We start from the raw sequence: 25,036 nt of genomic DNA on the forward strand, positions 1-25,036 counted from the left end.
GGCTCTCGCAGTAGGAAGCCGCCGTGCTTTAAAGCCGCACGCGAGCGCTCTCGGCACTGGAAGTAGGTCTCAGCCAGTCGGCTGTCTCGACCATTCGGCGAGGCTCCGCATCCTGGCCGCTTCGGGACATGGCGATGTCTGATTTAAGACAACATCTCTGATGATTCGGCTGCACTGTTGGCAGGACCGACCACTCATCAGGGAGTCCTGTCCATGGAAAAGTACACCGCATTACTCGCCGTGGATGCCGAGAAGTTCAGCACGCACCGTGACATCGACCTGCCACGCCTCCACATGGAGATACGCCACGCCCTCGAGGCGGCCTGTGTGTCGAGCGGTCTGGCGGAAGTATGGAGGGATGTCCGGTTCCTGGAGAGCACGGGCGACGGGATACTCGCAGTTCTGCCCTACGAGGCGATCCCCGCGCTCGTCGATCGCTTTCCCTTCCGGCTTCAGGACGCGCTCGCCGCGGTGGCGCCCGAACTAAGGGCGAAGACGCTCACGCTTCGCCTGCGCGTCGCGCTGCACGTCGGACTCGTGGACGACGAGCGAACTGAGGCACCAGGCATCTCCACCGCGACCATCGACGTCTGTCGCCTGCTGGACAGCGAGCCACTTCGCGAGGCCCTGCGGCAGAGCGACCCTAGCGTCACCTTCGTCGTTCTTCTGCTGTCGGAGGAGGTCTTCACTACTTATGTCGCAGGCGGGCGTACCACGTTGCGGGAGAGCCAGTTCACTCCCGTGGAGGTGACCGTGAAGCAGTTTTCTCGCCCTGCTTACCGTTGTATCCCCACTCCCTCTGGAACGTTGGACCCTCTGCCGGCAGTGGAGGCCACGGAGCCTGCTCCGACCGCGCCGCCGACAACTGGAGCTATCTCACTCAACGGAATCACCATCAGCGGGAAGCGATCGCAGAACGTACTCGGGAACCTCGTGAGCGGCGACCTCAACGCGGAGCAGTCATGACGATCATCGAAGACGTGACGATCGAGGGGGACGAATCCCAGAACGTCATCGGGAACACCGTCGGCAGGGATCTCGTCGTCCAGGTGATCAAGAATGTCCGGGGCCGTCCCTCGATGATCCTCTCTGAGGCGCAGATCGCCGAACGGGTGGCGGTCTATGTTCCCGCGCTCAACCACGACCGGATCGCCGCCGTCCTCGCCCGCGACAACGTCATCGCACTCTGCGGGCCGGAGGGCGACGGCATGACGACGACGGCCATCGCGGTGCTGCGACACGTGCGCCCCGGAATACGGATCCAGTCCTTCTCTGCGGGGGAGGACGACGTCGGCGAGGTGGCGGCCAAGACCGAGGCGTACGGATACCTGGTAAGGGCGCACGATGAAGACCCGTGGCGGTTGCGGTCCTTTCTGGAGGCCGTGCGCATGTCCGACGGGTTCGCCATCGTCATAGGGACAGCCGCAGAGCAGCGCCGCTTCGCCGGCTTCCAGGCGACGATCGAAGTGGAGGCGCCGCCCGCTGAAGCGGTCTACCTCAGCCATCTCGCCCGGCGAGGCCTCGGAGAGTCAGGCTGGCCGCATTGGCAGCGGGGGCTGGAACTCTTGAAAAGCGCGTCCCCCGGCGATGCGAGCCGTCTTGCGGAGCTCGTCGAGATCATTTCCCGCGAAGGGGGTGACACGCTCGACGTGGAGCATGCCTACCTTGGCTGGGCCGAAGAACTGCGCACCTGGTTCAGTGATCATTCCGAGCTGCTGGATCAGACCCTGATGATCGCCGCGGCGACGATCGAGCCCGCTGACGAGACCCAGGTCTACGCGGCGGCGCTGTCGCTGGCCCGGCACCTGGAGATCAAGCCACCGGGCGGCGGCCTCGCCTGGACGCCGACGACCGGCCTGTGCGTACTGCTAGCCACCTGGCGAGACAACGAGCGGATCGTCTTCCGGCGTCACGGTTACGCCGAGTCGGTCCTGCCGCACGTCTGCACCGAGTATCCGCTGGCCCGGATGGAACTGCTGTCCTGGCTGTCCGATCTGCCCACCGACAAGGTCCTGGCTTTGGAGCCCACGCTAGGTCACCGGCTCGTCGAGAAGTTCGCCGAACTCGCTGCCGGATACAACGCGCACGAGAAGATCACGCAGATGGCGCATCTCTGGGCAGGGGGAACCCGCTCTGACCTCGCGTATATCGCGCTAGCCGAGACCTGTCTGCATCCGGTCGTCGGCGGTCGGGTGCGCCAGAAGCTCTACGAATGGTCAACGCAGAGCCAGACATCACAGACCTTGAAGCTCACGATCGCCCGCGTCTGCCAGGTTCTCGGTGAGACCTACCTGCCAATCGCCCTGACCAGGCTCCAGCATCTGGCGACCCACGGCAACAAACAGGTACGGGACGAAGTCTTCGAGGTCGCCCGGTCGCTGGCAGAACTCGATCCCGGAGCGGTATTCACGACAGCCCTGCACTGGGCCAGGACATCCGTCAACCGGTCCTACAACGACGCGGTGAGACGACTCGACATCGCGACACGCCTCCTGCTCGATCTCCTCCCGCTCTTCGGCGCCACCGAGCTGCACGCGATCCTGCAAACCATCGATCTGCTGGTGACCAACGGCAACTCTCGCCTCCGACCACACCTCCTCGCCTGGGCGAAGGCACTGGCGGCCGAACACCGGGGCGCCGTCCTGAACCAGGCCCTGACCCTCGCCGCGGGCGGCGACGGCCGCATGGCCACGACCAACGCGCGAAGCACCTTCGGAACCAGACTCTTCCTCTCCCTGGTGCTCACCCGTGACTCGGACGGCCTCCCGTCGGTCCTGAACACCACCCCCCGGATCAACCCCCTGACCTGCACCGCGCCTTGGCGCATCGCCCTAAGTAGTCCCGGTGACTTTCCTGATCTCAACGAAGCCCTGTCACTTTGGCTGAACACCGCCGCCGTCCGAGAGGAACTTCGCCAGCCCCTGGTTTCCGCGCTCGTCACCGCGGCCAGCAACGACCCGCGCAACCGGCAGCGCCTCACCGACATGGTCCGGACCTGGGACGCCGGGATCCGCGATCATCGCCCTGTCAAAGAGACCATCCTGACCCGGATCCTGCTTCCCGACCGGCATCGCTGGGCTCTGATCGCCTGGGTCCGTCTCCGCACGGCCCTTGCCCCCCGCCTTTAACCCAGGACTCGGGGCGTTGTGTCGTCGTTACCGCCGCGGAGGATCTCGAAGATCGTGCGGGCCGAGAGCAGCGGACCTCCGTGCACGCCCTATACCAAAAGAGCCCGGGTCAGTGACACTGACTCGGGCTTTCTCACTGGCGCGCCGCCAGGGACTCGAACCCCGGACCCGCTGGTTAAGAGTCAGCGGCCAGCAGACTCGTTGCGTCCCGTACCAAGACTGGACGTGCAAATTCGTGCCGTTTCGTCCCCGACTCCGCTGATTCTGATGCCAGACCATGCCGGATAGTGGCGGATCGTTTCATGACCTCCGATCCCACAACGACCCCAGCGCCACATCAGCGCAACGTCGCACTTTGTAGTTCGTACCCAAGAGTAGTCATCTAACTGCGGAACCTCGCCGACCCGCCTCGCATCCAGCTCTGGAGCCATCTCCCGTACCCGGCCGGCCTGTCACCCGCTGACGTACAGGTCTCCGTACAGGAACAACAGATCGGTGAGCTTGCGCAATGTCTCGTGGCACACATAAGCGTTCCACCTGCCGCCTCCAACCCCCGCCTGTCCCGCCCGTTCGCACGGGGTGGCACCGCCGACGAAGGTGGCCTCAAAGTCGTACCCGGGGGGCGGCGTCCATGCCGCTGCGGAGGCGGACCCGGCGGAGGAGGCGGGTGCCGACTCGGCCACCGCGGGAGAACCCGGCGCGTACGACAGCGCGACGGAGGCGCAGATGATCGCGATGACCATTGAAGAGCTGCGAACGTACGTCAACGGCTGCTCCTGTCTCATCGAAAGCTTTTGATCCGTCGCCCTTTTGGGACAAGGAGGACCTAGCAAGGCCGTTTCTCATCACCGCGTGCCGTCCCAGCCAGCCGGGGAACGTCTCCTGCCGGCCGACCGGCTGAGCACCGCGGTGGACCTGCGGTCGAGAGCTCGCGGTCTAACGGTCCCGAACCAGGTTCCTGATGCGTACCGCGAGGGCGTTGGGGTCGTCGCCGGCCTGTACCACGATTCGGTTCAGCGGCCCGTCGCTCAACTCCAGCCTGAGTGACCGCCTGGTGCGGCCGGCCAGCCAGTACGACGTGCCTTGCGGTCCGATGAAGGTGCCCGCGGTCAGGCCAGGAAAGAGCGTGGCCCCGTAACGCATGCCGGGCGGATCGAGGTCGCCCGCGTCCATCACATGAACTCCCGCGATGGCGTCGACCGGAATCCGGATGCTCCAGCGGAACGACAGGACTTTGAACACGCCCCGCGGCCTGATCAGTACCCCTCCTTCCGACACCACCACAGCGGCCAGATCGCCGTTCCTGGCCAGGAGCACGCCGTACAGGACCACCGCGAGCAGGACCACGAGGGGGAACAGCACCTGGAGCGGATCTGAAGCCACGGTGTTCATCCTTGTGCCTTATCGATCAGCGGTCCAGTGTGCTCCCGAGCGATCGTCCGCCGGCGAGCGGATCTATGAGTTCGGCCGCGGCGACCGGCGGCGCCGATGGCACGTCGGCGCGTTCCAAGGCGGGTACCGGTGTACACCCTCTGAGCGAGAAGCAGGAGCAGTCCCACCGGAGCGCAGGAGACCCGGTAACGACCGAAGAACCCGCGCAGGGCCGGAAATGACTACGGGCACCCCCCATCGCGTGGAGGATGCCCAGGTCATCGGTGTGAACCGTGGTGCGCCGCCAGGGACTCGAACCCCGGACCCGCTGATTAAGAGTCAGCTGCTCTAACCAACTGAGCTAGCGGCGCGCGACCACGTCTAGATTAGCGGTACAAACGGGGTGGCTGTGACATCTGCCCGGCTTCACCCTCTACCGGGCGTGTCTTCCCCGGCTCCACCAGGCGTGTAACTCCAGGATCGCACGTGCCGGCGTACCGGTCGAGCGCCGGGCTTACCGCCGGGCAAGGCGGACGTATCCGCGTGACGATGTTTGGCGGGAAGTGAGCGGGTAGAGCGGAGAGTCCCGACGAAGTCAATCGAAGGGAGAACGCGAACATGCAGCAGGATCTTTGGAGCTACAGCCCGACCGTCACCGGCGCCAACCAGAACTTCGACGTGGTCGGATACCACGTCGAGGCGACGGACGGCAAGATCGGTTCGGTGGACGAGGCGACGTACGAGGTCGGCGAGAGCTACCTGATCGTGGACACCGGACCCTGGATCTTCGGCAAGAAGGTCATGCTTCCCGCGAGCACGGTCACCCAGATCGACCCGCAGGAGAAGAAGGTCTACCTCAGCCGCACCAAGCAGGAGATCAAGGACTCTCCGGAGTTCGACGAGGCCGCGTTCAAGGAGCCCGCGTACCGCAACCAGGTGGGCGACTACTACGGCCGCTTCCCCTTCGGGCCGGGCACCCTCTAGGCCATCACCCGCCCAGGAAACGAACGAACGGAGGCCGCGCCGCGAAGGCGCGGCCTTCCGCGTGTCCAGCACCGTCGGGGCGAGAGTTTCCAGCACCGCCGGGCGGGAGAGGTACCCGGCGCGACGGTCTCCAGCACCGTCCGCGCGAGGGTCTCCGGGCGCCTTCGGGGCAGGGTCAGGGCCAGCGGGTGTCGGCGTCGTCGGGTGGGGGCTTGGGGCAGGCCACGCCGAGGCGGTCGAGGAGGGTCAGGAACGTCGAGGCGTACGGAGAGACCGACGCGACGATGGCGACCCGGTCCCAGTCGACCTGCTCTCTCAGCGCGCGGACCTGCGGCAGCATCGACCCGTAGTCGCAGCTGTGCTCCGACATCGGCAGGATCCACGAGATGACCAGATCGGTCGCGTCCAGCACCGGCAGGCTCAAGGCCGCCGTGTTGATCATGGTGGCTCTGGCGATCATCTCGGGCGTGACCGGGCGCTCCTCGATCCTGAAGATCAGATCGACCAGCCTGTCGCCCTCGTCGAACGCCTTGACCAGCCAGTCCTCCGGCGGCCTTGCCGTGCGGAAGCCGACCTCCCTGAGCATCTCCAGCGTGCGGGGCACGTCCTCCTCCACCAGCACGAAGTCGACGTCGTGCAGCGAAGGGGCCGCTCCTCGGGCGTAGGCCGCGCAGCCTCCGGCGAGGGCGAACCGCACCCCCTCGGCTTTGAGCACGGACCCGGCGCGCTTCAACGTGTCGATGATCGCGTCGGTCACCTCGTGCGTGTGACTTCCCAAGGCTCACCCCCAACGAGCGCAGGCTGAAGATCGCACCTACCCGCCCTGTTCGCAGGACAAACACGGCGCATGGTCGCGCCATGGAAGGGTAGACGGCGCCCTATGACCAACATATTCACGAACACACTTCGTAAGGAGGAACGGGCCTACGAGAACGGAGCCGATCGGCCGCTTGGGTCTTACCTGCGCGTTCTCGGCGTCTACGGCGGCGCGGTGGCGGGACTGCTCGCCCTCGGCAAGCTGACGGGCGCCAGAGCACCGGGACGGATCTCCCCGATGGACCTGTTCCTCATGGGGCTGAGCACACACCGACTCTCCCGGACGATCACCAAGGACCCGGTCACGAGCCCGTTCCGGGCACCCTTCACACGCTACGCCGGTGTAAGCGGACCTGCCGAATTGAGGGAAGAGGTTCGCGGCCACGGCGTCAAGCATGCCGTCGGCGAGCTGGTGACCTGTCCCTTCTGCGTCGCGCAGTGGGTCGCCACGGCCTACGCCGCCGGCATGGTCTTCGCCCCCGGAGTCACCCGCCTCATGGGGGCCACCATGTCCGCCGTCGCCGTCTCCGACTGGTTACAACTCGGGTACGCGCGACTGATGAAGTCGACGGAGGAGCCGTCCAAGGAGGAGTCATGAGCGAGATCTCCTTCAGCACGTCGCTGAAGGCCTTCCAGCACAACCCCTACGGCAAGTGGTTCGCGTTCGCCGCGCTGGGACTGGTGGCCTGCACCCTGCTCAGCGTGGTGGCGGGCCTGGCCGGAGCCGTGTGGCTGACCGTGCTCCTCGGGATCCTGGCCTACGCGGCACTGGCGGGCGCTCTCTTCACCGTGCGGCGCATGGTCAGGGCGCACAGGCGCGAGAGGATCAGGAAGTACAGATGACGTTGAGTGACATGGCCGGGCCCGAGTCCGACGAGAGCCACAAAGAACGGGTCGACCGTGAACTCGGCGAGCTCCTCCAGGGGTTACGGGTGGCGGCCACGGGCGTTCAGGTCCTGTTCGCCTTTCTCCTGACGCTTCCCTTCTCCACAGGTTTCGGAAAAGTCGACCAGGCCGGACGGTGGCTGTTCTACGCGGCCATGCTGAGCGCCGCCGTGGCCTCCATTTGCCTCATCGCCCCGGCGACGCAGCACCGCATCCTTTTCCGCAGCTCCTTGAAGGAGCTCATGCTTCACCGCGCCAACCGGCTCGGCGTCGTGGGAGGCATCGCGCTGGCCGTCTCCATGACCTGCTCGACCGGGCTGGTCGTGGAGGCCTTCCTCGGCATCCTGCCGGCGGCGCTGCTGGCGGGAGGTGTGGCGGGGCTGAGCGGCTGGCTGTGGTTCGTGGAGCCGCTCGTCTCGCGCCACCGCAGGCGGGCCCACGCCCAGGAGGGCTAGGTGTACTGACGGTCGGACGGGCGCCTCACACGTCGGGCGACGTGGGGGCGCCCGAACATTTGCGCTGGTCAGCCCCCTGCTTGGCTGTTACTTGAACATTAATCTCGCGATAGCAAGAGTTGATTCGCAAACACGTTAATGAGGCATTTGTCAGGGCAGAGGGATGCCCATGGGTACACTTCTTTGGCTCATCGCCGTCGTTCTCGTCATCGCCGGGATCTACGTCATCCTGGCCCGTCGCGACCTCCTCTGGGGGATCGTCCTCATCGTCGTCGGCCTTCTCGTCGGCCCTGGTGGCGTCAGCATCTTCCATCCATAACAGCACCCGAAAACAAGGGGCGAAGTTGGGACGTGGAAGCGGCGGACCGGCCTATCCGGCCCGCCGCCGCGGCCCATGTCGTGGATCCCCCGGCCGGGGTTTCCGCCCGGCCGACATGCCGATCCGGGCGCTCACCGGAAAGTCCGGGCGCTCACCGGAAAGAAAGTCAGCGGTCAGCCGATCCCCCGGCTGCCCCTTCCCAGGAGAACGACCGTTCCCAGGGATCAAATCGTGCTCTCAGATCGTTCGCCGGCCCGTGAAAAAGCCTTCGCCCCGCCCTGGGAAACCCCAGGCGGGGCGGAAGACCTCACGTGGCAGGCAGGACCTCACGTGGCAGGCGGTCTCAGCAGATCTCGGGGTCCTCACCGCCGAGACCGTAGACGGCGTACGCCCTGCTGAGCACGGGCAGCGCCACGTTGCGGACCCGGACCCCACCGGGCGTCACGCCCTTCTCGACCCCGGCGTGCGCGTGCCCGTGGATGAAAAGGTCGGCGCCCTCGGCGTCGACGGCCTCGGCGAGCAGGTAGCTGCCGAGGAAGGGATAGATCTCCAGCGGCTCGCCCGCGAGGGTCTCCTTGACCGGGGAGTAGTGGCTGAGCACCACCTTGTGGTCGGTGTCCAGGCCCTTGAGCGCCTTGTGCCACAGCTCGGCGATCTCCCTGGTGTGCCGGACGAAGTCCTTCATCTGCGGCTCGCCGAACTCGCTCGCGCACTTACCCGCGAACCCGCCGCAGAAGCCCTTTCCGCCGGCTACGCCGAGACGCACGTCCCCGCACTGGATCACTGTGGAGTCGTCCTGCAGGACGCGGATGCCGGCGTCGCGGAGCAGGGCGACGATCTCGTCCTCGGCGTCGGACTGGTAGTCGTGGTTGCCGAGCACGGTGACCACGGGAACCGGCAGGTCGCGGAACTCGTCGGCCACGACCCTGCCCTCCTCGGGGGTGCCGTGGCGGGTCAGGTCGCCCGCGATGAGCAGGACGTCGGCCCGCTCCTCGATGCCGTCCAGCCTCCGGCGGTACCTCCCCCGGAGGTCCTCACCCAGGTGCACATCGCCCACGGCGGCGACTCTGATCTTCACAGGGTCTCCTCCTCTCCCGGCTCCCTTACCTCCACCACGGTGACCTCGTTGTGGACCTTCAGGCCGGGCGCGGTCTCAGCGGCCACGGCGGCCACGAGGAGCCGGCGTTCGCTCGACTCCACCTGGCCGCCCAGGAAAAGCTGGTCACCGCGGATGTCGACGCGGATCCCGAGCTCGTAGGTGCGCTCGTCCTCCGCGAGCGCCCGCTGCACGCGGGCGGCCACGTAGTGGGGAGCGTCGTAGTGCGGAGCGTCGTGATGCGAGGCGACGTCGTGCTGAGCCTCGTGGGACATCGTCTACCCCCTCCGATCGAGTACAGGTCTCGCCCTGCCCGTCGTACCGGCGGCGAAACCGAGGAGGTTTGATGCGTCGATCTCAGGATAGAACAGGCCGTTAACAAGAAGTGCGCAGGACGCACGCGCTTTCTGCGAGGTCTCTGACCTCGCAGAAAGCGCGTGCGGGTACTCCGATCCCCCAGCCTGAAGGCGCGAGCGCCCAGCCCGTCCGGACGAGGTCCGGGCGGTCTCGTGCACGTCCCCTCGTGTACGTGGAGCTCGCCGACGTCGACTCGTGCACCCTGCCCCCCGTGCACCTCGCGACCGCGGTCGCCTTCCGTACGGTGTCGCGATCCGCCCTTGCTCGTGATCCGTGCCCGATTTCGGGCGCTCCCTCCTGAGCTCCGTGCCCCCGAGCCAGGAATTCAGCAGGGATCGGCCAACCTGGAGGAGACCCGGTGAAGATAGCAATGGTGTCCGAGCACGCGAGCCCGCTGGCCATCGCCGGCGGGGTGGACTCCGGTGGGCAGAACGTCCACGTGGCGGCCCTCGCCCGCGGCCTGGCCGACAGGGGTCACGAGGTGACCGTCTACACCCGCAGGGACAGCGCGGAGATCGCCGAAGAGGTGGCGTTCGCCCCAGGCGTGTCCGTGGTCCACGTCCCCGCGGGGCCGCCGGGAAGGATCCCCAAGGACGCGATCCTGCCGTGGGTCCCCGACTTCGGGCACTGGCTGCGGCAGCGCTGGATGTTCCAGCCGCCGGACGTCGTCCACAGCCACTTCTGGATGAGCGGCCTCGCGGCCCTGGCCGCCGCCCGCGACCCCGGGGTCCCCGTGGTGCACACCTTCCACGCCCTCGGCGTGGTGAAGCGGCGCCACCAGGGCACGGGCGACTCCAGCCCGCGCGAGCGGCTCAAGGCCGAGACCGTCATCGCCCGAGGGGTCGACCGGATCATCGCCACGTGCGGCGACGAGGCCGACGAGCTGGTCCGCATGGACATCCCCCGCCGTTCGGTGCAGGTCGTCCCGTGCGGTGTCGACTGCGCCGAGTTCGGCCCGTCCGGGCCCGCCGCGCCGCGCCCGCGCGGCCCGCGCGTGCTGTCCATCGGACGGCTGGTGCCGCGCAAGGGCGTCGACACCGCCATCGAGGCCATGCGCCTGGTCCCCGGAGCCGAGCTGATCGTCGCGGGTGGGCCGCCCGCCCACCGTCTCGACCACGACCCCGAGGTGACGCGCCTGCGGCGGATCGCCTCAGCGGCGGGGGTCGCCGCCCGGGTCCGCTTCGTCGGCCAGGTCTCCCACGAGAACGTCCCCGCGCTCATGCGCTCCGCCGACCTGGCCGTCTGCGTGCCCTGGTACGAGCCGTTCGGCATGGTCACGCTGGAGGCCATGGCCTGCGGGCTGCCCGTGGTCGCCTCCTCGGTCGGCGGCCAGTGCGAGACCGTCGTCGACGGCCTGACCGGCACGCTGGTGCCGCCGCGTGACCCGAGATCGCTCGCCACGGCCCTCAACACCCTGCTCGACGACCACGACCGGCGCGCGGCGTACGGCATCGCGGGCGCCGAGCGGGCCCGGGCGCGTTACGACTGGCCCCGGATCGCCGCCGAAACCCGCGCCGTCTACGAGGAGGTCCTGGAGGCTCGCGGGCGGATCCCCGTCGGAAGGAAGGCGTCGTGACCCCCCGCCTCGTCCCTGAGTGGCCGGGACCATGAGCGTCGCCCTGGTGCTGCGCGCGCCCGGCATCGGCGAGCTGCTCACCGCCGTACCGGCCCTGCGCGCCCTGCGCCGCGGCGGCCTGAACGTCGTGCTCGCCGCGCCCCCGGAGCTGAAGGACCTGGCCCTGCTCACCGGCGCCGTCGAGGCCCTGCTGCCCACGACCGGGCTGGACCAGCTCACCTGGAACGGCGGGCGGCCCGATCTGGCCGTGAACATGCACGGGCGCGGGCCGAGGAGCCATCGCCTGATGCTGGAGCTGCGGCCGAGGCGGATGTGGGCGTTCGCCAACCCGGCCCTGCCCCGGTTGAGGGGCCCGAGCTGGCACGAGCACGAGCACGAGGTGCAGCGCTGGTGCCGCCTGGTCAAGTGGTACGGCTCGCGCGTCGACCCCGGCGAGCTGGCCCTTCCCGTCCCGCTCTGCCACAACCTGGCGCCCGGAGCCGTGGTGATCCATCCGGGGGCCGGGCAGGCGGCGAAGCGCTGGCCGCCCGGCCGGTTCGCCGAGGTGGCGAGGACCATGGTCGCCGAGGGGCTGCGGGTGGTCGTGACCGGAAGCGGGCGGGAGCGCCCCATGGCCCTGCTCGTCGCGGCACAGGGCGGGCTGGCGCCGCGCGACGTGCTGGCCGGCCGTACGTCGCTGAAGGAGCTGGCCGCCCTGGTGGCCGGGGCCGCCCTGGTGGTCAGCGCGGACACCGGGGTCGCCCACCTGGCGACGGCGTACGGCACCCCGTCGGTGATCGTCTTCGGCCCCGGCTCGCCCGCCCGGTGGGGGCCTCCCGCGGGCAGGCCGAGGCACCGGGCCCTCGCGCGCGGCGCCGATCCCCGGGCGGTGACCGTCCAGGACGTCGTGGCGGCCGGCCGTGAGGTGCGCTCCGTGCCCGTTTCCTGACGCTCCCTGAGCCGGTGAGGGGTTTGGACGGGCTTCTGGACGGTAGCTGGGAGGGAGCGGTGTCCACCGGCAGGAGGCAGACGACGTGCGTCACCGACCGGCTCCTGCCGACAACGAACCGGAGCGCACATGACGTCGGATCTGTCGGGTACGGGGAATGGTCTGTGGAAAGGGGGACCGGTGATGGAAGAAACTCCGGAACAGCGGTCTTCGACCGGTAGGCCCATGGTGACGGGAACCCCTCGGGACGTCATCCACATACGCCTGGGGTCGTTCGTCCTGATCCTCGCGGTGGCGCTGGGAGTGCTGGCGCTGGTCGCGAAGGCCACCCTGCCTGCCGTGGTCCTCGGAGTGGTCGCCGTGCTCGCCGTCGTGGACGTCATCCTGGCCGTTGGGCGCCAGCGCCGCCTCGGCGGCGGGCCGCGGTCCACCGGCTGAGGCGACGGTCCCAGTCCACCGGCTGAGGCCGCGGTCCGCGGTCCACCTGCTGAAAGGGGAGAACGTGTTAAGCGGCAAGGTCGTAGTGGTGACCGGCGCCAGCGGTGGCGTCGGCCGTGCTGTGGTACGGATGCTCGGGGAGAAGGGCGCGAAGGTCGCCCTCATCGCGCGGGGGGAGACCGGCCTCGCGACCGCCGCCACGGAGGTCGGAGGCGAGGGCGGGACCGCCAAGGTCTTCCCCGCGGACGTGGCCGACCACGAGCAGGTGGACGCCGCGGCCGACAGCGTCGAGAAGGAGCTCGGCCCCATCGACGTGTGGATCAACGTGGCGTTCTCCTCGGTGTTCGCGCCGTTCACCGAGATCGACCCGGCCGAGTACGAGCGCACCACCCGGGTCACCTACCTCGGCTACGTCTGGGGCACCCGGGCCGCGCTGCTCCGGATGCGCCCGAGGAACCGCGGTGTCATCGTGCAGACCAGTTCGGCCCTGGCCTACCGCGGCATCCCGCTCCAGGCCGCGTACTGCGGCGCGAAGCACGCCATGAAGGGCTTCACCGAGTCGGTCCGCACGGAGCTGCTCAACGCGGGCAGCGACGTGAAGATCACCATGGTGCAGCTTCCCGCGGTGAACACCCCGCAGTTCGACTGGGTGCTCTCGCGGCTGCGCCGCCACCCCCAGCCCGTGCCGCCGATCTTCCAGCCCGAGGTCGCCGCGCAGGCGATCGTGTACGCCGCCGAACATCCGTCCCGCCGGGAGTACTGGGTGGGCGGCAGCACCGCGGCGACGATCATCGGCGAGAAGTTCGTCCCCGGGCTGATCGACCGCTACCTCGGCAAGACGGGCGTCGACTCCCAGCAGACCGACGACAAGCCGACCGGCGTGGCCAACCTGTGGGAGCCCGCGGACGAGCACCGCGACTACGGAGCCCACGGCAGCTTCGACGAGCGTGCCAAGGACCGCAGCGTCCAGGTGTGGCTGTCGCAGCACCGCAACCTGGTCGCCGCCGGAGTGGGGGGCGCCGCCGCGGCGGCCATCGCCGTGCTGGCCGGCCGCCGCTGAGGGCTGGGCCGGTGAGGACCGGGCCAGGCCTCACCACACGGACGGCCGTCTGACACGCCGGCGGCCGCCTCACACGCCGAGAGGGCGACGGAACCGATTCCGTCGCCCTCTCGCTTTCCCCGGACTCTCCTGGCGGACGCACGGCCTGGAGTGGGTCACTTGCCGGGCCACTCCCCTGTGGCGTTCTGGATGCCCTCCGCGCTGGCACGGTCGATGGCGGCCTTCACGACGCCGAAGATCGCGCCCTGGAGCGCGGCGGCGATCAGGACCTCGGTCCAGCCGTACTGCCTGGACGTGGCCTCGGGGGCGTCGCCCTTGCCGGCCACCAGCTTCCAGACCTGCTTGAAGATCAGGCCGGAGAGGAAGCCGCCGGCCATGCCGGACAGCGCGCCCGCCGACCTGTAGGCGAGCTTCTTCACGACTGCTTCTTCCTCCGCAGGACCCGCCAGAGGACCAGGACTCCCGCGGCCACCGCCGCGGTGACCCACGGGCGGTTCTTCGCCTGGGTGACGACCTTGTCCGCGGCGTCCTTCACCTCGTCGGGCATGTTGGAGCGGGCCTTGTCCGCGAGGTCGCCCGCCCTGCCCGCCAGCTCGGTCGCCTTGCCGCCGGCCAGCCCGGCCAGGTCACCGGCCTTGCCGCTCGCCTTGGCCGCGAGGTCGCCCGCCTTGTCACCGGCCTTGGCGGCCAGGTCCCCGGCCTTGTCGCCCGCCCTGGAAGCGAGCTCTCCGGCCTTGTCACCGGCTTTGGAAGCCAGGTCCCCGGCCTTGTCACCGGCCTTGCCCGCGAGGTCGCCCGTGGTCTTCTTCGCCTCGGCGAGCACGTCCTGTGCCCGGCCCGTCATATCCGCCATGGTGTCCTCCTTTGCCATGGCACCCCGCTACCCCTACAGGAAAAGCTCTAACGAGTTACACGCCACCGGTACGCCCTCCTGCCGCGCGGCCCGTACGCCTCCGGGCACGCGAGAAGGCCGGCCCGGCTTGAGCCGGGCCGGCCGATGGGAACGCCGCTGGAGTGGCCGGATCGGCTACGGGTCACCTGGCCTTCGCGGTGGCCCTGCGGTTCGCCTTCTTGATGGCCTCGACGAGCTCGCCCTTGTCCATCTTCGACCGGCCTTCCACGCCGAGCCGCGCGGCGACCTTGTACAGGTGTTCCTTGCTGGCATTGGCGTCGACGCCCTCGGCGGTCTCGCCCCGCGCCGGCGTGCTGCGCGCCGCCTGGGCGTCGGACGGGCCCTTCTTGGCCTTCGGCTCCCAGTGGTCGCCGACCTTCTCGAACGAATGCTTCAGCGCGGCGAACGCGGTGCGGTGGGCCCTTTCGCCCTCTCCGTACGTCTCCACGGCTGAGTCATGCGCTTTTATCCACGTTTCTTGGGCCTTTTTCGGGGAGCGCTCAATGGTCGACGGGAGCTCCTGCTTTCCAGGCATGATTTTCCTCCTCCTCGAAGAACCGCTGGTGGCGAAGTGGTGGCATGACGAAGACGATCGGCTACATTCCCAGCCCGCGTCTTCGCATGACGTGAGCCGCCCGAATCTTTGACCAGCCTGTCCGTCCCCCAGAACCTGTCATGACTTTTCATGACTTTCCGGGGTGCTCGGGCAGGCCGCCCGCCTGGGCAGCCGTCCCCACCGGGCTCGGCGGAGGTCAGACGATCGGGTCGTCGTAACGCCGCTCCTCGTACACCTGGGTCCGCGTGGCGTCGACCGGGCTCACCGGGCTCACGGGAGTCGTGCGGGTGACGGCGGTCCGTCGCATGTTGGTCAGCCGCCAGATGCCGAACAGCAGTCCGGCGATGCCACCGAGCATGAGAATCACGCCGACGACGTTGATGTCGACGCCCGCGAGGTCGAACTCGACGGCCCACGTCAGGATGGCGCCGAGCATGATCAGGAAGATGCTTCCGGCTATGGTCATGGAAATGCCTCCTTCGCTCCTCGCACCCCCTTCTTTCCCGCACACGGATCTCAAACGTCCTGGGCCCGCCCGGTCCCGCCACGCCGTACGCCGGATATTCCGTTTGCCCAGGCAGACGCGGGGATGGTACGCACTCTTCCGTGACGTTCAGCGATAAACCGACCTTCACCGGCAAGCGCGTCGTGCTGCGCCCCGCCGGCCCCGAGCACGCCGACGGGCTGTGGGAGCTCGTGCGCGACCCCGAGACCCGGCGGCTCACCGGCTCGCACGGGGAGTTCAACGAGCAGGCCACCAAGCTCTGGTACGCCACCCGGGCCGAGCACGACGACCGGCTCGACCTCGCGATCTGCGACGCGGCCGACGGCTCCTACGTCGGCGAGATCGTGCTCAACGAGCTCGACACCGGCAACATGTCCTGCAACCTGCGCATCGCCCTGGTCGGCCCGCGCGTGTACGGCAAGGGATACGGCACCGAGGCCACCCGTCTGGTGCTGGCCCACGCGTTCGAGACCGTGGGGCTCCACCGGATCAGCCTGGAGGTGTTCGCCTTCAACGCGCGGGCGCACCACGTGTACGAGAAGGTCGGCTTCGTCAAGGAGGGCGTCCTGCGAGACGCCCTCCGCTGGGACGGGGAATGGCACGACGCGATCGTGATGTCCGTCCTCGCCTCCGACTGGAACACCCACCACGGCCACCCGCAGGTCCGGCCCGCCCGTGAGGACATTTCCGCTGAAAAGCACTGATCCCAAGGCTCTGCGTCCCATGCGGCCTTCCAGCCAACCCCCCGGCCAGACAGAACCGGACGGCCCTGAGTGGCGGGCCACCCGCGCCTCGGTCATCCGCGACGCCGCCGGCATCGCCCTGACCAGCGGGGCGTACGCCGTGTCCTGCGGCGCGATCTGCACGGCCGCGGGGCTGTCGGTCCTCCAGACGCTGGCCCTGTCACTGCTGATGTTCACCGGCGCGTCGCAGTTCGCCATCGCCGGGGTGATCGGCTCCGGCGGCAACCCGCTGGCCGGCGCCGCCGTCGCCGTCCTGCTCGGCAGCCGCAACGCCCTGTACGGCCTGCGCCTCGCCTCGCTGCTGAACGTCAGGGGCGCCCGCAAGGCCCTGGCCGCGCAGCTGGTCATCGACGAGACCACCGCGATGGCCGTCGGCCGCGACACCGAACGGGCCGGGCGGCTCGGGTTCTGGGCGACCGGCGTCGCCCTCTACACCCTGTGGAGCCTCGGCAACCTCGTCGGCGCGCTCGGCGCCCAGGTGCTGCCGGACCCCGAGGTGCTCGGCATGGACGTCGCCGCGCCCGCCGCCTTCCTGGCACTGCTGGCGCCGCGCATGCGTGCCGGCCGTCCATGGGTCGCGGCCCTGCTCGCCGCGGCGGCGGCCCTGATCGCCGCTCCCCTGCTGCCCGCGGGCGTCCCCGTGCTGCTGGCGGCACTGGTAGTCGGGATCCTGGCGTTGCTCCTGCCCTCGCGGGAGCCCTCTGATGATGCTTCGAAGAACACCGAGCCGACGAGACCCCCGACCGCCTCCGACCCTGTGGAGGAGACTCCATGATCTGGTACGCCGTGATCGCCGCGAGCGTGGGGTGCTACCTCTTCAAGCTCGCCGGGCTGTCCGTACCTGAGCGGATCCTGCGGAACGACCGCACGCGCCGGATCGCCGCGCTGCTCCCCGTGGGCCTGCTGGGCGCCCTGATCGCCACCCAGACGTTCACCGACGGCCACCACATCACCCTGGACGCTCGCGCCGCCGGGCTCGGCGCGGCCGTGATCGCGCTGCTGTTCCGCGCGCCGTTCCTGGTAGTCGTGGCGGTGGCCGTCGCGACCACCGCCTTGTTGCGCCTCCTGGGGTGAACTGGCCGCCACCCCCGGAGTCATCTGGAGCTATGCGCCGCCGTTGCGCGCCGCGTTCTTCTTGGCGATGCCCCGGACCACCTCGTCGACGTGCGGCTCGCACACCGGGTCCCTGGAACGCCTTCCGGAGAACCAGCTCGTCTCGATCACGTAGTCGGCTGGATGCCCGCATAGGCAGGTGCCAGGGTTTTCTGGGTCTACCGGTACTACCGCTGTCTGCTGCCTGACCATGAATCGAGCGTAGCCGCGATATGACCTCTTTTCTCCCAGAACACTCGGTTCTCCCTAGAAAGCAAGCCGCGTCGCGGGCGTGTGACCTGCTGCGCAGACCTCCAAGGCTAGGCGAACAGGGCTGCGGCGCCTCCTCATATGCCTACAGTTGGTTCACCGGGATAGGCGCCCACCACCACGATGAGGATTTATGGGCATAGAAGGGTCTTTTTGGCGCGCTATCGCGGTCTACCGCATCGCCTCGCTCGCGTACGCGGCGCTGTTGCTCGCGGGCGCGGGCGGCTACCAGCGGCCCGTCCTCGGATGGCTCGTCATCGGGGTCATGGCCCTCTGGACCGCCGCCACGACGTTCGCCTACCCGGTCGCCCGCGGCAGGACCCTCCTGCTGATCGACCTGCTCGTCACCATGGGATGCCTGCTCGCCTCGCCGTACGTCCAGGGCCCGGACGCCGGTCCCGCCGGGGTCATGCCGGTCACCGCCACCTGGATCGGCGGCCCGGTGCTCGCCTGGGCCGTGTACGGCGGGCGCCGCGCGGGGATCGTGGCGGCGGTCGCGCTGTCGGTGGGCGACCTGTGGCTGCGCGGCCTGCGCGGGTTCGACCTCTCCGTCCCCGTCAACGGGGCCGTGCTGCTGGTCCTCGCCGGAGCCGTGGTCGGCCACGTCGCCCGGCTCACCAAGCAGGCCGAGGAACGGCTCCAGCGCGCGACCGAGATGGAGGCGGCCGGCCGCGAGCGCGAGCGGCTCGCCCGGGGCATCCACGACTCGGTCCTGCAGGTGCTGGCCCTGGTGCAGCGCCGCGGGCTGGAGATCGGCGGGGAGGCCGCCGAGCTGGGCAGGCTGGCCGGAGAGCAGGAGGCGGCCCTGCGCGAGATGGTCCGCGCCGAGCCGGTCGGGGCGAGGTACGAGGACGCGGGGCTCGCCGACGTGGGCGCCCTGCTGCGCAGGTACGGCTCGGCCACGGTGACCGTCTCCACGCCCGCGACGCCGCTCCTGCTGCGGGCGCGGCAGGCCCGGGAGGTCACCGCGGCCGTGGGCGCCGCACTCGACAACGTGCGCCGGCACTGCGCGGAGGGCACCCGTGCCTGGGTGTTCGCCGAGGGGGACGCCGACTCGGTGACCGTGACCGTCCGCGACGACGGCCCCGGCATCCCGGCGGGGCGGCTCGCGGAGGCCGAGGCCGAGGGCAGGCTGGGGGTCGCGCAGTCGATCCGCGGCCGCGTCGCCGGCCTCGGCGGCACCGCCGGCTTCATCTCCGTGCCGGGCCAGGGGACCGAGGTTGAGCTGACCGTCCCCGCTCCCGCCGGGGCCGGAACCGACCTACAGTTGCCGTTGTGAGCGCACTGCGGGTGATGGTGGTGGACGACCACCCGATGTGGCGGGACTCCGTCGCCCGCGACCTCGGCGAGGCGATGTACGACGTGGTCGCCACCACGGGCGAGGGCCGCCAGGCCCTCCGCGTCGCCGCGGCCGTACGGCCCGACGTGGTGATCCTCGACCTGAGGCTTCCCGACCTGCCCGGGGTCGAGGTGGCCAGGGGGCTCGCGGCCTCCGAGCACCCGCCCCGCGTCCTGGTGCTGTCGGCGAGCGGCGAGCAGGAGGACGTGCTGGAGGCCGTCAAGGCGGGCGCCTCCGGCTACCTGGTCAAGTCGGCGGGCAGGGAGGAGTTCCTCGACGCCGTGCGGCGCACGGCCGAGGGCGAGCCGGTGTTCACCCCCGGCCTCGCGGGGCTCGTGCTCGGCGAGTACCGCCGCCTGGCCGTCCAGGCGCCCGCCGATGACGGCCCGCGCCTGACCGACCGCGAGACCGAGGTGCTGCGCCTGGTCGCCAAGGGCCTGTCGTACAAGCAGATCGCCGAGCGGCTCGTGCTCTCGCACCGCACCGTGCAGAACCACGTGCAGAACACCCTCAACAAGCTGCAGCTCCACAACCGGGTCGAGCTGGTCCGCTACGCGATCGAGCGCGGCCTCGACGAGACGTAGACCCCGGTCGGTGCCTCAGATGCCGTCGACCTTGTACGGGTCGTGCTCGGCGAGAAGCTTGTCGAGGCGTGCCTGGTCGACGCGGCTGGCGATGTTGCCGACCTCCTGCCGGTCGCGCAGGCACTTGGCGAGCACGAAGGCCGACGTCACCGTGTAAAGCACGGCGACGGCCAGGAACGCGCGGATCCAGGCGTCCACGGGAAGGTAGGCGATGCCGACCGCGACGCCGCCGAGTGCGAGCCCGAAGGACAGGACGCATTGTGCGTAGTAGGCACCGGTCATGGTGGGCTGTAGGGGCTTCGTCATGGTTTCGATGCTCCACCACGGCCGGCCGGGGCGCCTGAGTACGCGTACCGGACCTCTTCTGAGTACTTCCTGCGCTGCGGGCGAAAGAGGCGACGTGGGCGCTGATCGCCGCCCTAGGGTGCCCGTATGGAGATCACCCAGCTTCGCCCCGAGCTCTACATGCTCCAGCCGAGCTTCGGGCAGGCCTACCTCTGGCGGGACGCCGGCTCGCTCACTCTCATCGACACCGGCATCGCGGGCTCGGGGGCCGGCATCGCCGAGGCCATCGGCAAGCTGGGGTTCGACAGGCGTGAGCTCACCCGCGTGGTGGTGACCCACTTCCACGAGGACCACACCGGCTCGGCGGACGAGATCAGGGCGTGGGGCGGGGTGACCGTCATGGCCCACCGGCTCGAAGCGCCCGTGGTCCGGGGCGTGGTCCCCGGCCAGGCGCCCGACTTCCTCGACTGGGAGCGCGAGCTGCACGCGCAGGTGGCCACCGGCCTGCCACCCGCGCCGCCCTGCCCCGTCGACCGCGAGCTCGAAGACGGCGACGTCATCGACTTCGGCGGCGGCGCCCGCGTGATCGCCACCCCTGGCCACACCGACGGCAGCATCGCGATCCACCTGCCCGAGTCCGGCGTGCTGTTCACGGGCGACACCGTGGCCCACGTCGACGGGCAGGTGATGCTCGGGGTCTTCAACGTCGACCGCGCGAGGACCATGGAGTCGTTCCGCGCCCTGGCCCTGCTCGACACGACCCTCGCCTGCGTCGGCCACGGCCGGCCGATCACCACCGACGTTCCCGGCACCCTCACCGCCGTCTCGCGCAACTTCGCCTGATCCCCCTCAGGGGTCAGGGGCGCACGGCGCCCACCAGGCGGCCGCGCCAGTAGGCGTCCAGCGCGACCACCTTGACCACGTCGCCGGTGCGCGGGGCGTGCACCATCTTGCCGTCGCCCGCGTAGATGCCCATGTGGCCGAGCCCGTTGCTGAAGAGCAGGTCACCGGGTTGCAGCGCGTTCAGCGACACCCGGCGGGAGGCGCCCCACGCCCACTGCTGGTAGGTGGTGCGCGGCAGCTTGACCCCGGCCTTGGCCCAGGACGCCTGGGCGAAGCCCGAGCAGTCGTAGGAGCCCGGCCCCGTGGCGCCCCAGCGGTACGGCTTGCCCACCTGCGCGTAGGCGAACCGCAGCGCCACCTTGGCGTTGCCGGAGGCCGCGCCGTCGTACTTGATGCCACGGCTGTTCGGGTCGCCCGCGTTGAACTGGTTCAGCCGCCGCAGCAGGCGTTCCTGCTCGCCGACGAGCGCCTCGACCTTCTTCTTCTCCTTGCCGACGTCGGCCAGGATCTTGGACATGTCGTCGTAGGCCGTCTTGGCGTTGGCGCGCCGCGTGCGGAGCCCGCGCGTGGCGGCGTCGAACGCCTCAAGGGCGCGCGCCTGCCCCGCGGTCACCTGGCCGGCCACGGCGAGCCCGGACAGCAGGCCCGCCGGGTCGTCCTGCGAGACGATGCCGGGCACGCTGATCATGCCGCCGTACTGGTACATGTTCGACGCGGTGGAGACGACGCTCTCCCGCAGCGAGTCGACCTTGCTCCGCTCGCGGCCCAGCTCCTGGTCGAGCAGGCCGTACTTCTTCCTGGCGGCCTTGTAGCGCTCGGCGACGGTGTTGTAACGCTCGACCATCTTGTCGGCCTGGTCCTGGAGCTTCTCGAGCCTGGCCTTGGCCTGTGCGACGGTGGGACGCGGCTCGGCGACGGCGCTCCCCTGAGAGGTCACCAACACGGCGACGGCCAGCCCGGCGACCGCCGGAACAAGTCTCTTCCGGACGCTGCGCACGGGCACGTGGATCCCTTCCCTGGTCGGCCGCGCCGTGCCGGCCCGCCACGACATCGACGGACCGGCCACGGCGATTCGCACCAGCAGGTACGGCCCACGTCGCCGAGCGGTTCACCGAAAGGGAAGAAAAGTACTACCGGTCGGTTTCCGCGACCTGGCCGGCGGAGAGCCGGAGGTGGCGGGTGGTGTGCACGGCCTTCAGCATGCGGCGGTCGTGCGTGACCAGCAGCAGGGTGCCGGGGTAGGACGAGAGCGCCGACTCCAGCTGCTCGATCGCCACGAGATCGAGGTGGTTGGTCGGCTCGTCCAGCACAAGAAGGTTCACCCCCCGAGCCTGGAGGAGCGCCAGGGCCGCCCGGGTGCGCTCGCCGGGCGACAGGGTGGCGGCGGGCCGCAGCACGTGCGCCGCCCTCAGCGCGAACTTCGCGAGCAGCGTGCGCACGTCCGCGGGCGGCATGTCGGGCACGGCGGCGCCGAAGGCGTCCAGCAGCGGCTCGTCGCCGAGGAACAGGGCACGCGCCTGGTCGACCTCCCCGACCACGACGCCCGGCCCGAGCGCCGCGTGCCCCTCGTCGAGCGGCACCCTGCCGAGGATCGCCGCGAGCAGCGTCGACTTGCCAGAGCCGTTGGCCCCGGTGATCGCCACCCGCTCGGCCCAGCCGATCTGCAGGTCGACGGGGCCGAGGACGAACGCCCCGCGCCTGACCACCGCCCCCCGCGTGGTCGCCACGACCGCCCCTGCCCGTGGAGCGGCGGCGATCTCCATGCGCAGCTCCCACTCCTTGCGGGGCTCCTCCACGACCTCCAGCCGCTCGATCATCCGCTCGGTCTGGCGGGCCTTGGCCGCCTGCTTCTCGCTCGCCTCGCTGCGGAACTTGCGGCCGATCTTGTCGTTGTCGGTGGCCTTGCGGCGGGCGTTCTTCACGCCCTTGTCCATCCAGGCCCGCTGCATCCCCGCCCTGGCCTGGAGCCCGGCCCGCGTGTCGGCGTACTCCTCGTACTCGGCGCGCGCGTGACGGCGGGCGACCTCGCGCTCGGTCAGGTAGGCCTCGTACCCGCCGCCGTAGCCGCGCACCTCCTGCTGGACGAGGTCGAGCTCGACCACCTTGGTCACGGTCCTGGCGAGGAACTCGCGATCGTGGCTCACCACGACGGTCCCGGCCCGCAGGCCGGTGACGAAGCGCTCCAGCCGTTCGAGCCCGTCCAGGTCGAGGTCGTTGGTGGGCTCGTCGAGCAGGAAGACGTCGTAGCGGCTGAGCAGCAGCGACGCCATGCCGGCCCGGGCGGCCTGCCCGCCGGACAGCGCCGTCATGGGATGGTGCAGGTCGACGGCCAGGCCGAGCTCGGCGGTGACCTCCTCGGCCCGTTCCGCGAGATCCGCGCCGCCGAGGGCGAGCCAGCGCTCCAGCCCCGTGGAGTACGCGTCGTCGGCGCCCGGACGGCCCTCGACCAGGCCCTCGGTCGCGGCGTCCAGGTCGCGCTGCGCGGCGGCGACGCCCGTGCGGCGGGCCAGGAACTCCGCCACCGTCTCGCCCGGCCTGCGCTCGGGCTCCTGCGGGAGGTAGCCGACGACCGCCGTGGGCGGGCTGAGCTGCACGGAGCCGTGCTCCGGGGCGGCGAGCCCCGCGAGGATCCGCAGCAGGGTGGACTTCCCCGCGCCGTTGACGCCGACCAGCCCGATGACGTCCTCGGGCGCGACGACCAGGTCGAGCCCGGAGAACAGGACCCTGTCACCGTGTGCGGCTGCGAGGTCCTTGGCGACGATGGTGGCGGTCATGCCCAAACGCTATCCGGCCCCGGCTCGACATCCCACATCCCGGGCCCGGCCGCGTCCGTGATGTGTTTCCCGCCCGACAACGGCACGGTTTACGATCGCCATGTGACGATCGGCGGCACGGCCAGCGGCAAGCTCATGGCGATCAGCGACCTCCACGTGGCGTATCCCGAGAACCGCCAGGTCGTCGAGAAGCTGCGCCCCGAGTCCGAGAGCGACTGGCTGCTGGTGGCCGGCGACGTCGGCGAGTTCGCCGCCGACATCGAATGGGCGCTGACCCTGCTGAAGGAGCGCTTCGCCACCGTCGTGTGGACTCCGGGGAACCACGAGCTGTGGACGCCGAAGGACGATCCGGTGCAGCTGCGGGGAGAGGAGCGTTATCGCCACCTGGTCGACGTCTGCCGGCGCATCGGCGTGCTCACCCCCGAGGATCCCTACGCCGTCTGGACGGGGCACGGCGGGCCGGTCACCATCGTGCCCCTCTTCGTGCTGTACGACTACACCTTCCGGCCGCCGAACACCACCAAGGAAGAGGCGCTCGCGTGGGCGCACAAGGCGGGCGTGGTGTGCACCGACGAGTACATGCTCCACCCCGACCCCTATCCCAGCCGCGATGCCTGGTGCCGGGCCCGGCTGCGCGAGACCGAGCGCCGCCTTTCGACCCGCGACCCGGGCATCCCGACCGTCCTGGTCAACCACTTCCCGCTGGTGCGCCAGCCCACCGACATCCTGCGCTATCCGCAGTTCGCGCAGTGGTGCGGCACGGTGGAGACCGCCGACTGGCACCTGCGCTACAACGCCGCGACGGTGGTGTACGGCCACCTGCACATCCCCCGCACGACCTGGTACGACGGCGTGCGCTTCGAGGAGGTGTCCCTCGGCTACCCGCGCGAGCGGCGCGCGTACGGGCTGGACGGCATGCAGGCGATCAGGCACGTCTTCCCCGAGGAGGCTCCCTCGTGATCGAGAGCATCCTTCCCCCGTACGTGGTGTCGGCCGACCTCTCTGAGGACCCTCCGGAGGCCGGCCTGTTCCCCGAGGAGGAGAAGGTCATCGAGAACGCCGTCGAAAAGCGGCGCAGGGAGTTCACGACCGCGCGGCTGTGCGCGCGGCGTGCCATGAGCGAGCTGGGCGTGCCGCCCGCGCCGGTGCTCCCTGGCGCGCGGGGCGAGCCCCGGTGGCCGAGCGGCGTCGTCGGCAGCCTGACCCACTGCGCGGGCTACCGCGGCGCCGTCCTCGGCAGGGCGGCGGACGTCACCACGATCGGCATCGACGCCGAGCCCAACGACCTCCTGGCCGAGGGTGTGCTGGAGGTGATCTCCCTGCCGGAGGAGAGGGATCATCTGCGCGAGCTCTCGCGCCGCGACCGGCGCGTCCACTGGGAGCGGCTGCTCTTCAGCGCCAAGGAGTCGGTCTACAAGGCGTGGTTCCCGCTCACCGGGCTGTGGCTCGACTTCGAGGAGGCCCGGCTGGAGATCGACCCTGAACGGGGCGCCTTCCAGGCCCGGCTCCTGGTGCCGGGCCCGCGCGTGAACGGCTCGGAGGTCACGGGGTTCTCCGGGCGCTGGCTGGTGCGCAACGGGCTCATCCTCACCGCCATCGTCGTCCCCGCCCCTGCCACCCTGGCGCGCACGACTCCGCCCGGCAAACTGATCGAGTCGTAGACCCCTTCCCTGGCCCGAGCCCGCATCCCGCCAAGGCCGCGTAACTTCCGATTTAAGGGCGTTCGTCCGCATTTGTGAT

General features: G+C 69.9%; 31 protein-coding genes and 1 tRNA gene. 19 read left to right on the forward strand and 13 right to left on the reverse strand.

Annotated elements, in window-relative coordinates:
* The first annotated feature begins 213 nt into the window (after positions 1-213).
* Positions 214-966, forward strand: a complete 753-nt coding sequence (locus tag ACOZ38_RS38165) for a hypothetical protein (protein ID WP_424535825.1) — start codon at positions 214-216, stop codon at positions 964-966.
* The gene (locus ACOZ38_RS38170) at positions 963-3,128 is read left to right on the forward strand and encodes a hypothetical protein (protein ID WP_424535826.1); all 2,166 of its coding nucleotides are present in this window, start codon (positions 963-965) and stop codon (positions 3,126-3,128) included. The genes ACOZ38_RS38165 and ACOZ38_RS38170 overlap by 4 nt, the downstream gene beginning before the upstream one ends.
* A 452-nt stretch (positions 3,129-3,580) precedes the next feature.
* Here ACOZ38_RS38170 and ACOZ38_RS38175 read toward each other — a convergent pair whose 3' ends face one another.
* The 3 genes from ACOZ38_RS38175 to ACOZ38_RS38185 form a co-directional block, all read right to left on the reverse strand.
* On the reverse strand, positions 3,581-3,895 hold the full coding sequence (locus ACOZ38_RS38175; RefSeq protein ID WP_424535827.1) for a hypothetical protein: 315 nt from the start codon (positions 3,893-3,895) through the stop codon (positions 3,581-3,583).
* A 169-nt stretch (positions 3,896-4,064) separates the two neighbouring features.
* A complete protein-coding gene (locus ACOZ38_RS38180; protein ID WP_424535828.1) occupies positions 4,065-4,511 on the reverse strand; it encodes a hypothetical protein in 447 nt (148 codons plus the stop codon).
* 282 nt (positions 4,512-4,793) lie between these two features.
* Positions 4,794-4,870 (reverse strand) — tRNA-Lys (locus ACOZ38_RS38185).
* Positions 4,871-5,117: 247 nt separating this feature from the next.
* Between ACOZ38_RS38185 and ACOZ38_RS38190 the strand changes: the two genes are divergently transcribed.
* Positions 5,118-5,483, forward strand: a complete 366-nt coding sequence (locus ACOZ38_RS38190) for a PRC-barrel domain containing protein (RefSeq protein ID WP_405140976.1) — start codon at positions 5,118-5,120, stop codon at positions 5,481-5,483.
* A gap of 175 nt (positions 5,484-5,658) precedes the next feature.
* Here ACOZ38_RS38190 and ACOZ38_RS38195 read toward each other — a convergent pair whose 3' ends face one another.
* Positions 5,659-6,240, reverse strand: coding sequence for a hypothetical protein (locus ACOZ38_RS38195; protein ID WP_424535829.1), 582 nt, complete (start codon positions 6,238-6,240; stop codon positions 5,659-5,661).
* 123 nt (positions 6,241-6,363) lie between these two features.
* Here ACOZ38_RS38195 and ACOZ38_RS38200 point away from each other — a divergent pair, with 123 nt between their 5' ends.
* From ACOZ38_RS38200 to ACOZ38_RS38215, 4 genes are all read left to right on the forward strand, one after another.
* Complete coding sequence (locus ACOZ38_RS38200; protein WP_424535830.1) at positions 6,364-6,897, forward strand: DUF1360 domain-containing protein; 534 nt, start codon at positions 6,364-6,366, stop codon at positions 6,895-6,897.
* Complete coding sequence (locus tag ACOZ38_RS38205; RefSeq protein ID WP_424535831.1) at positions 6,894-7,142, forward strand: hypothetical protein; 249 nt, start codon at positions 6,894-6,896, stop codon at positions 7,140-7,142. The genes ACOZ38_RS38200 and ACOZ38_RS38205 overlap by 4 nt, the downstream gene beginning before the upstream one ends.
* Positions 7,139-7,639, forward strand: coding sequence for a DUF6328 family protein (locus tag ACOZ38_RS38210; protein WP_424535832.1), 501 nt, complete (start codon positions 7,139-7,141; stop codon positions 7,637-7,639). Before ACOZ38_RS38205 ends, ACOZ38_RS38210 begins: the two co-directional genes overlap by 4 nt.
* Before the next feature lie 169 nt (positions 7,640-7,808).
* Positions 7,809-7,958, forward strand: a complete 150-nt coding sequence (locus ACOZ38_RS38215) for a GPGG-motif small membrane protein (protein ID WP_189166679.1) — start codon at positions 7,809-7,811, stop codon at positions 7,956-7,958.
* Between the two features lie 343 nt (positions 7,959-8,301).
* Here ACOZ38_RS38215 and ACOZ38_RS38220 read toward each other — a convergent pair whose 3' ends face one another.
* Both ACOZ38_RS38220 and ACOZ38_RS38225 read right to left on the reverse strand, forming a co-directional pair.
* A complete protein-coding gene (locus tag ACOZ38_RS38220) occupies positions 8,302-9,036 on the reverse strand; it encodes a metallophosphoesterase family protein (RefSeq protein WP_405140981.1) in 735 nt (244 codons plus the stop codon).
* Positions 9,033-9,329: a BON domain-containing protein gene (locus ACOZ38_RS38225; protein ID WP_424535833.1), complete on the reverse strand. Its 297-nt coding sequence runs from the start codon at positions 9,327-9,329 to the stop codon at positions 9,033-9,035. The genes ACOZ38_RS38220 and ACOZ38_RS38225 overlap by 4 nt, the downstream gene beginning before the upstream one ends.
* A gap of 440 nt (positions 9,330-9,769) precedes the next feature.
* Between ACOZ38_RS38225 and ACOZ38_RS38230 the strand changes: the two genes are divergently transcribed.
* The 4 genes from ACOZ38_RS38230 to ACOZ38_RS38245 all read left to right on the forward strand — a co-directional run bounded on the left by ACOZ38_RS38230 (position 9,770) and on the right by ACOZ38_RS38245 (position 13,413).
* Positions 9,770-10,987 (forward strand): glycosyltransferase, encoded by a 1,218-nt coding sequence (locus tag ACOZ38_RS38230; protein ID WP_424535834.1) that lies wholly within the window; start codon positions 9,770-9,772, stop codon positions 10,985-10,987.
* Between the two features lie 19 nt (positions 10,988-11,006).
* Positions 11,007-11,915: a glycosyltransferase family 9 protein gene (locus ACOZ38_RS38235; protein ID WP_424535835.1), complete on the forward strand. Its 909-nt coding sequence runs from the start codon at positions 11,007-11,009 to the stop codon at positions 11,913-11,915.
* A 225-nt stretch (positions 11,916-12,140) separates the two neighbouring features.
* Complete coding sequence (locus ACOZ38_RS38240; protein ID WP_424535836.1) at positions 12,141-12,353, forward strand: hypothetical protein; 213 nt, start codon at positions 12,141-12,143, stop codon at positions 12,351-12,353.
* A 64-nt stretch (positions 12,354-12,417) separates the two neighbouring features.
* A complete protein-coding gene (locus ACOZ38_RS38245) occupies positions 12,418-13,413 on the forward strand; it encodes an SDR family oxidoreductase (protein WP_424535837.1) in 996 nt (331 codons plus the stop codon).
* A gap of 155 nt (positions 13,414-13,568) precedes the next feature.
* On the opposite strand, the gene ACOZ38_RS38250 is transcribed toward ACOZ38_RS38245, so the two are convergent.
* From ACOZ38_RS38250 to ACOZ38_RS38265, 4 genes are all read right to left on the reverse strand, one after another.
* Positions 13,569-13,832, reverse strand: a complete 264-nt coding sequence (locus ACOZ38_RS38250) for a DUF4235 domain-containing protein (protein WP_424535838.1) — start codon at positions 13,830-13,832, stop codon at positions 13,569-13,571.
* Positions 13,829-14,266 carry a hypothetical protein gene (locus tag ACOZ38_RS38255; RefSeq protein ID WP_405140988.1) on the reverse strand — a complete coding sequence of 146 codons (438 nt, stop codon included), beginning with the start codon at positions 14,264-14,266 and terminating at the stop codon, positions 13,829-13,831. Before ACOZ38_RS38255 ends, ACOZ38_RS38250 begins: the two co-directional genes overlap by 4 nt.
* 181 nt (positions 14,267-14,447) lie before the next feature.
* Entirely contained in the window at positions 14,448-14,840 is a 393-nt protein-coding gene (locus ACOZ38_RS38260) for a ChaB family protein (protein ID WP_405140989.1), read from the reverse strand.
* Between the two features lie 217 nt (positions 14,841-15,057).
* Complete coding sequence (locus ACOZ38_RS38265; protein ID WP_405140990.1) at positions 15,058-15,327, reverse strand: DUF6458 family protein; 270 nt, start codon at positions 15,325-15,327, stop codon at positions 15,058-15,060.
* Between the two features lie 140 nt (positions 15,328-15,467).
* Between ACOZ38_RS38265 and ACOZ38_RS38270 the strand changes: the two genes are divergently transcribed.
* The 5 genes from ACOZ38_RS38270 to ACOZ38_RS38290 all read left to right on the forward strand — a co-directional run bounded on the left by ACOZ38_RS38270 (position 15,468) and on the right by ACOZ38_RS38290 (position 19,394).
* The gene (locus ACOZ38_RS38270) at positions 15,468-16,070 is read left to right on the forward strand and encodes a GNAT family N-acetyltransferase (RefSeq protein ID WP_424535839.1); all 603 of its coding nucleotides are present in this window, start codon (positions 15,468-15,470) and stop codon (positions 16,068-16,070) included.
* Positions 16,071-16,089: 19 nt separating this feature from the next.
* Positions 16,090-16,884 (forward strand): AzlC family ABC transporter permease, encoded by a 795-nt coding sequence (locus tag ACOZ38_RS38275; protein ID WP_424535840.1) that lies wholly within the window; start codon positions 16,090-16,092, stop codon positions 16,882-16,884.
* Positions 16,881-17,183 carry an AzlD domain-containing protein gene (locus tag ACOZ38_RS38280; RefSeq protein ID WP_405140993.1) on the forward strand — a complete coding sequence of 101 codons (303 nt, stop codon included), beginning with the start codon at positions 16,881-16,883 and terminating at the stop codon, positions 17,181-17,183. Before ACOZ38_RS38275 ends, ACOZ38_RS38280 begins: the two co-directional genes overlap by 4 nt.
* Positions 17,184-17,604: 421 nt before the next feature.
* Complete coding sequence (macS, locus tag ACOZ38_RS38285) at positions 17,605-18,750, forward strand: MacS family sensor histidine kinase (RefSeq protein ID WP_405140994.1); 1,146 nt, start codon at positions 17,605-17,607, stop codon at positions 18,748-18,750.
* Between the two features lie 14 nt (positions 18,751-18,764).
* Positions 18,765-19,394 (forward strand): response regulator, encoded by a 630-nt coding sequence (locus tag ACOZ38_RS38290; RefSeq protein ID WP_405152148.1) that lies wholly within the window; start codon positions 18,765-18,767, stop codon positions 19,392-19,394.
* Positions 19,395-19,409: 15 nt separating this feature from the next.
* Here the strand turns inward: ACOZ38_RS38290 and ACOZ38_RS38295 are convergent, their stop codons facing one another.
* Positions 19,410-19,700 (reverse strand): YiaA/YiaB family inner membrane protein, encoded by a 291-nt coding sequence (locus ACOZ38_RS38295; RefSeq protein ID WP_405140995.1) that lies wholly within the window; start codon positions 19,698-19,700, stop codon positions 19,410-19,412.
* Between the two features lie 126 nt (positions 19,701-19,826).
* Between ACOZ38_RS38295 and ACOZ38_RS38300 the strand changes: the two genes are divergently transcribed.
* Entirely contained in the window at positions 19,827-20,522 is a 696-nt protein-coding gene (locus ACOZ38_RS38300) for an MBL fold metallo-hydrolase (protein ID WP_424535841.1), read from the forward strand.
* 13 nt (positions 20,523-20,535) lie between these two features.
* On the opposite strand, the gene ACOZ38_RS38305 is transcribed toward ACOZ38_RS38300, so the two are convergent.
* Positions 20,536-21,600 carry a C40 family peptidase gene (locus ACOZ38_RS38305; protein WP_424535842.1) on the reverse strand — a complete coding sequence of 355 codons (1,065 nt, stop codon included), beginning with the start codon at positions 21,598-21,600 and terminating at the stop codon, positions 20,536-20,538.
* A gap of 52 nt (positions 21,601-21,652) precedes the next feature.
* A complete protein-coding gene (locus ACOZ38_RS38310) occupies positions 21,653-23,296 on the reverse strand; it encodes an ABC-F family ATP-binding cassette domain-containing protein (RefSeq protein WP_424535843.1) in 1,644 nt (547 codons plus the stop codon).
* A 135-nt stretch (positions 23,297-23,431) separates the two neighbouring features.
* On the opposite strand from ACOZ38_RS38310, the gene ACOZ38_RS38315 reads away from it, so the two are divergent.
* Positions 23,432-24,256 carry a metallophosphoesterase family protein gene (locus ACOZ38_RS38315; protein WP_424537161.1) on the forward strand — a complete coding sequence of 275 codons (825 nt, stop codon included), beginning with the start codon at positions 23,432-23,434 and terminating at the stop codon, positions 24,254-24,256.
* A complete protein-coding gene (locus ACOZ38_RS38320; RefSeq protein WP_424535844.1) occupies positions 24,253-24,957 on the forward strand; it encodes a 4'-phosphopantetheinyl transferase family protein in 705 nt (234 codons plus the stop codon). Before ACOZ38_RS38315 ends, ACOZ38_RS38320 begins: the two co-directional genes overlap by 4 nt.
* Positions 24,958-25,036 lie beyond the last annotated feature (79 nt).

This window comes from Sphaerisporangium viridialbum (assembly GCF_049674955.1).
In the GTDB taxonomy this organism is placed as follows: domain Bacteria; phylum Actinomycetota; class Actinomycetes; order Streptosporangiales; family Streptosporangiaceae; genus Sphaerisporangium; species Sphaerisporangium viridialbum.

What these genes read in the sequence shown, in the direction of transcription:
- ACOZ38_RS38165 (WP_424535825.1), top strand. Translation starts at nt 214, where the DNA reads ATGGAAAAGTACACCGCATTACTCGCCGTGGATGCCGAGAAGTTCAGC.
- ACOZ38_RS38170 (WP_424535826.1), top strand. Translation starts at nt 963, where the DNA reads ATGACGATCATCGAAGACGTGACGATCGAGGGGGACGAATCCCAGAAC.
- ACOZ38_RS38190 (WP_405140976.1), top strand. Translation starts at nt 5,118, where the DNA reads ATGCAGCAGGATCTTTGGAGCTACAGCCCGACCGTCACCGGCGCCAAC.
- ACOZ38_RS38200 (WP_424535830.1), top strand. Translation starts at nt 6,364, where the DNA reads ATGACCAACATATTCACGAACACACTTCGTAAGGAGGAACGGGCCTAC.
- ACOZ38_RS38205 (WP_424535831.1), top strand. Translation starts at nt 6,894, where the DNA reads ATGAGCGAGATCTCCTTCAGCACGTCGCTGAAGGCCTTCCAGCACAAC.
- ACOZ38_RS38210 (WP_424535832.1), top strand. Translation starts at nt 7,139, where the DNA reads ATGACGTTGAGTGACATGGCCGGGCCCGAGTCCGACGAGAGCCACAAA.
- ACOZ38_RS38215 (WP_189166679.1), top strand. Translation starts at nt 7,809, where the DNA reads ATGGGTACACTTCTTTGGCTCATCGCCGTCGTTCTCGTCATCGCCGGG.
- ACOZ38_RS38225 (WP_424535833.1), bottom strand. Translation starts at nt 9,329, where the DNA reads ATGTCCCACGAGGCTCAGCACGACGTCGCCTCGCATCACGACGCTCCG.
- ACOZ38_RS38240 (WP_424535836.1), top strand. Translation starts at nt 12,141, where the DNA reads ATGGTGACGGGAACCCCTCGGGACGTCATCCACATACGCCTGGGGTCG.
- ACOZ38_RS38255 (WP_405140988.1), bottom strand. Translation starts at nt 14,266, where the DNA reads ATGGCGGATATGACGGGCCGGGCACAGGACGTGCTCGCCGAGGCGAAG.
- ACOZ38_RS38260 (WP_405140989.1), bottom strand. Translation starts at nt 14,840, where the DNA reads ATGCCTGGAAAGCAGGAGCTCCCGTCGACCATTGAGCGCTCCCCGAAA.
- ACOZ38_RS38265 (WP_405140990.1), bottom strand. Translation starts at nt 15,327, where the DNA reads ATGACCATAGCCGGAAGCATCTTCCTGATCATGCTCGGCGCCATCCTG.
- ACOZ38_RS38275 (WP_424535840.1), top strand. Translation starts at nt 16,090, where the DNA reads ATGCGGCCTTCCAGCCAACCCCCCGGCCAGACAGAACCGGACGGCCCT.
- ACOZ38_RS38280 (WP_405140993.1), top strand. Translation starts at nt 16,881, where the DNA reads ATGATCTGGTACGCCGTGATCGCCGCGAGCGTGGGGTGCTACCTCTTC.
- macS (WP_405140994.1), top strand. Translation starts at nt 17,605, where the DNA reads ATGGGCATAGAAGGGTCTTTTTGGCGCGCTATCGCGGTCTACCGCATC.
- ACOZ38_RS38290 (WP_405152148.1), top strand. Translation starts at nt 18,765, where the DNA reads ATGGTGGTGGACGACCACCCGATGTGGCGGGACTCCGTCGCCCGCGAC.
- ACOZ38_RS38295 (WP_405140995.1), bottom strand. Translation starts at nt 19,700, where the DNA reads ATGACGAAGCCCCTACAGCCCACCATGACCGGTGCCTACTACGCACAA.
- ACOZ38_RS38300 (WP_424535841.1), top strand. Translation starts at nt 19,827, where the DNA reads ATGGAGATCACCCAGCTTCGCCCCGAGCTCTACATGCTCCAGCCGAGC.
- ACOZ38_RS38310 (WP_424535843.1), bottom strand. Translation starts at nt 23,296, where the DNA reads ATGACCGCCACCATCGTCGCCAAGGACCTCGCAGCCGCACACGGTGAC.
- ACOZ38_RS38315 (WP_424537161.1), top strand. Translation starts at nt 23,432, where the DNA reads ATGGCGATCAGCGACCTCCACGTGGCGTATCCCGAGAACCGCCAGGTC.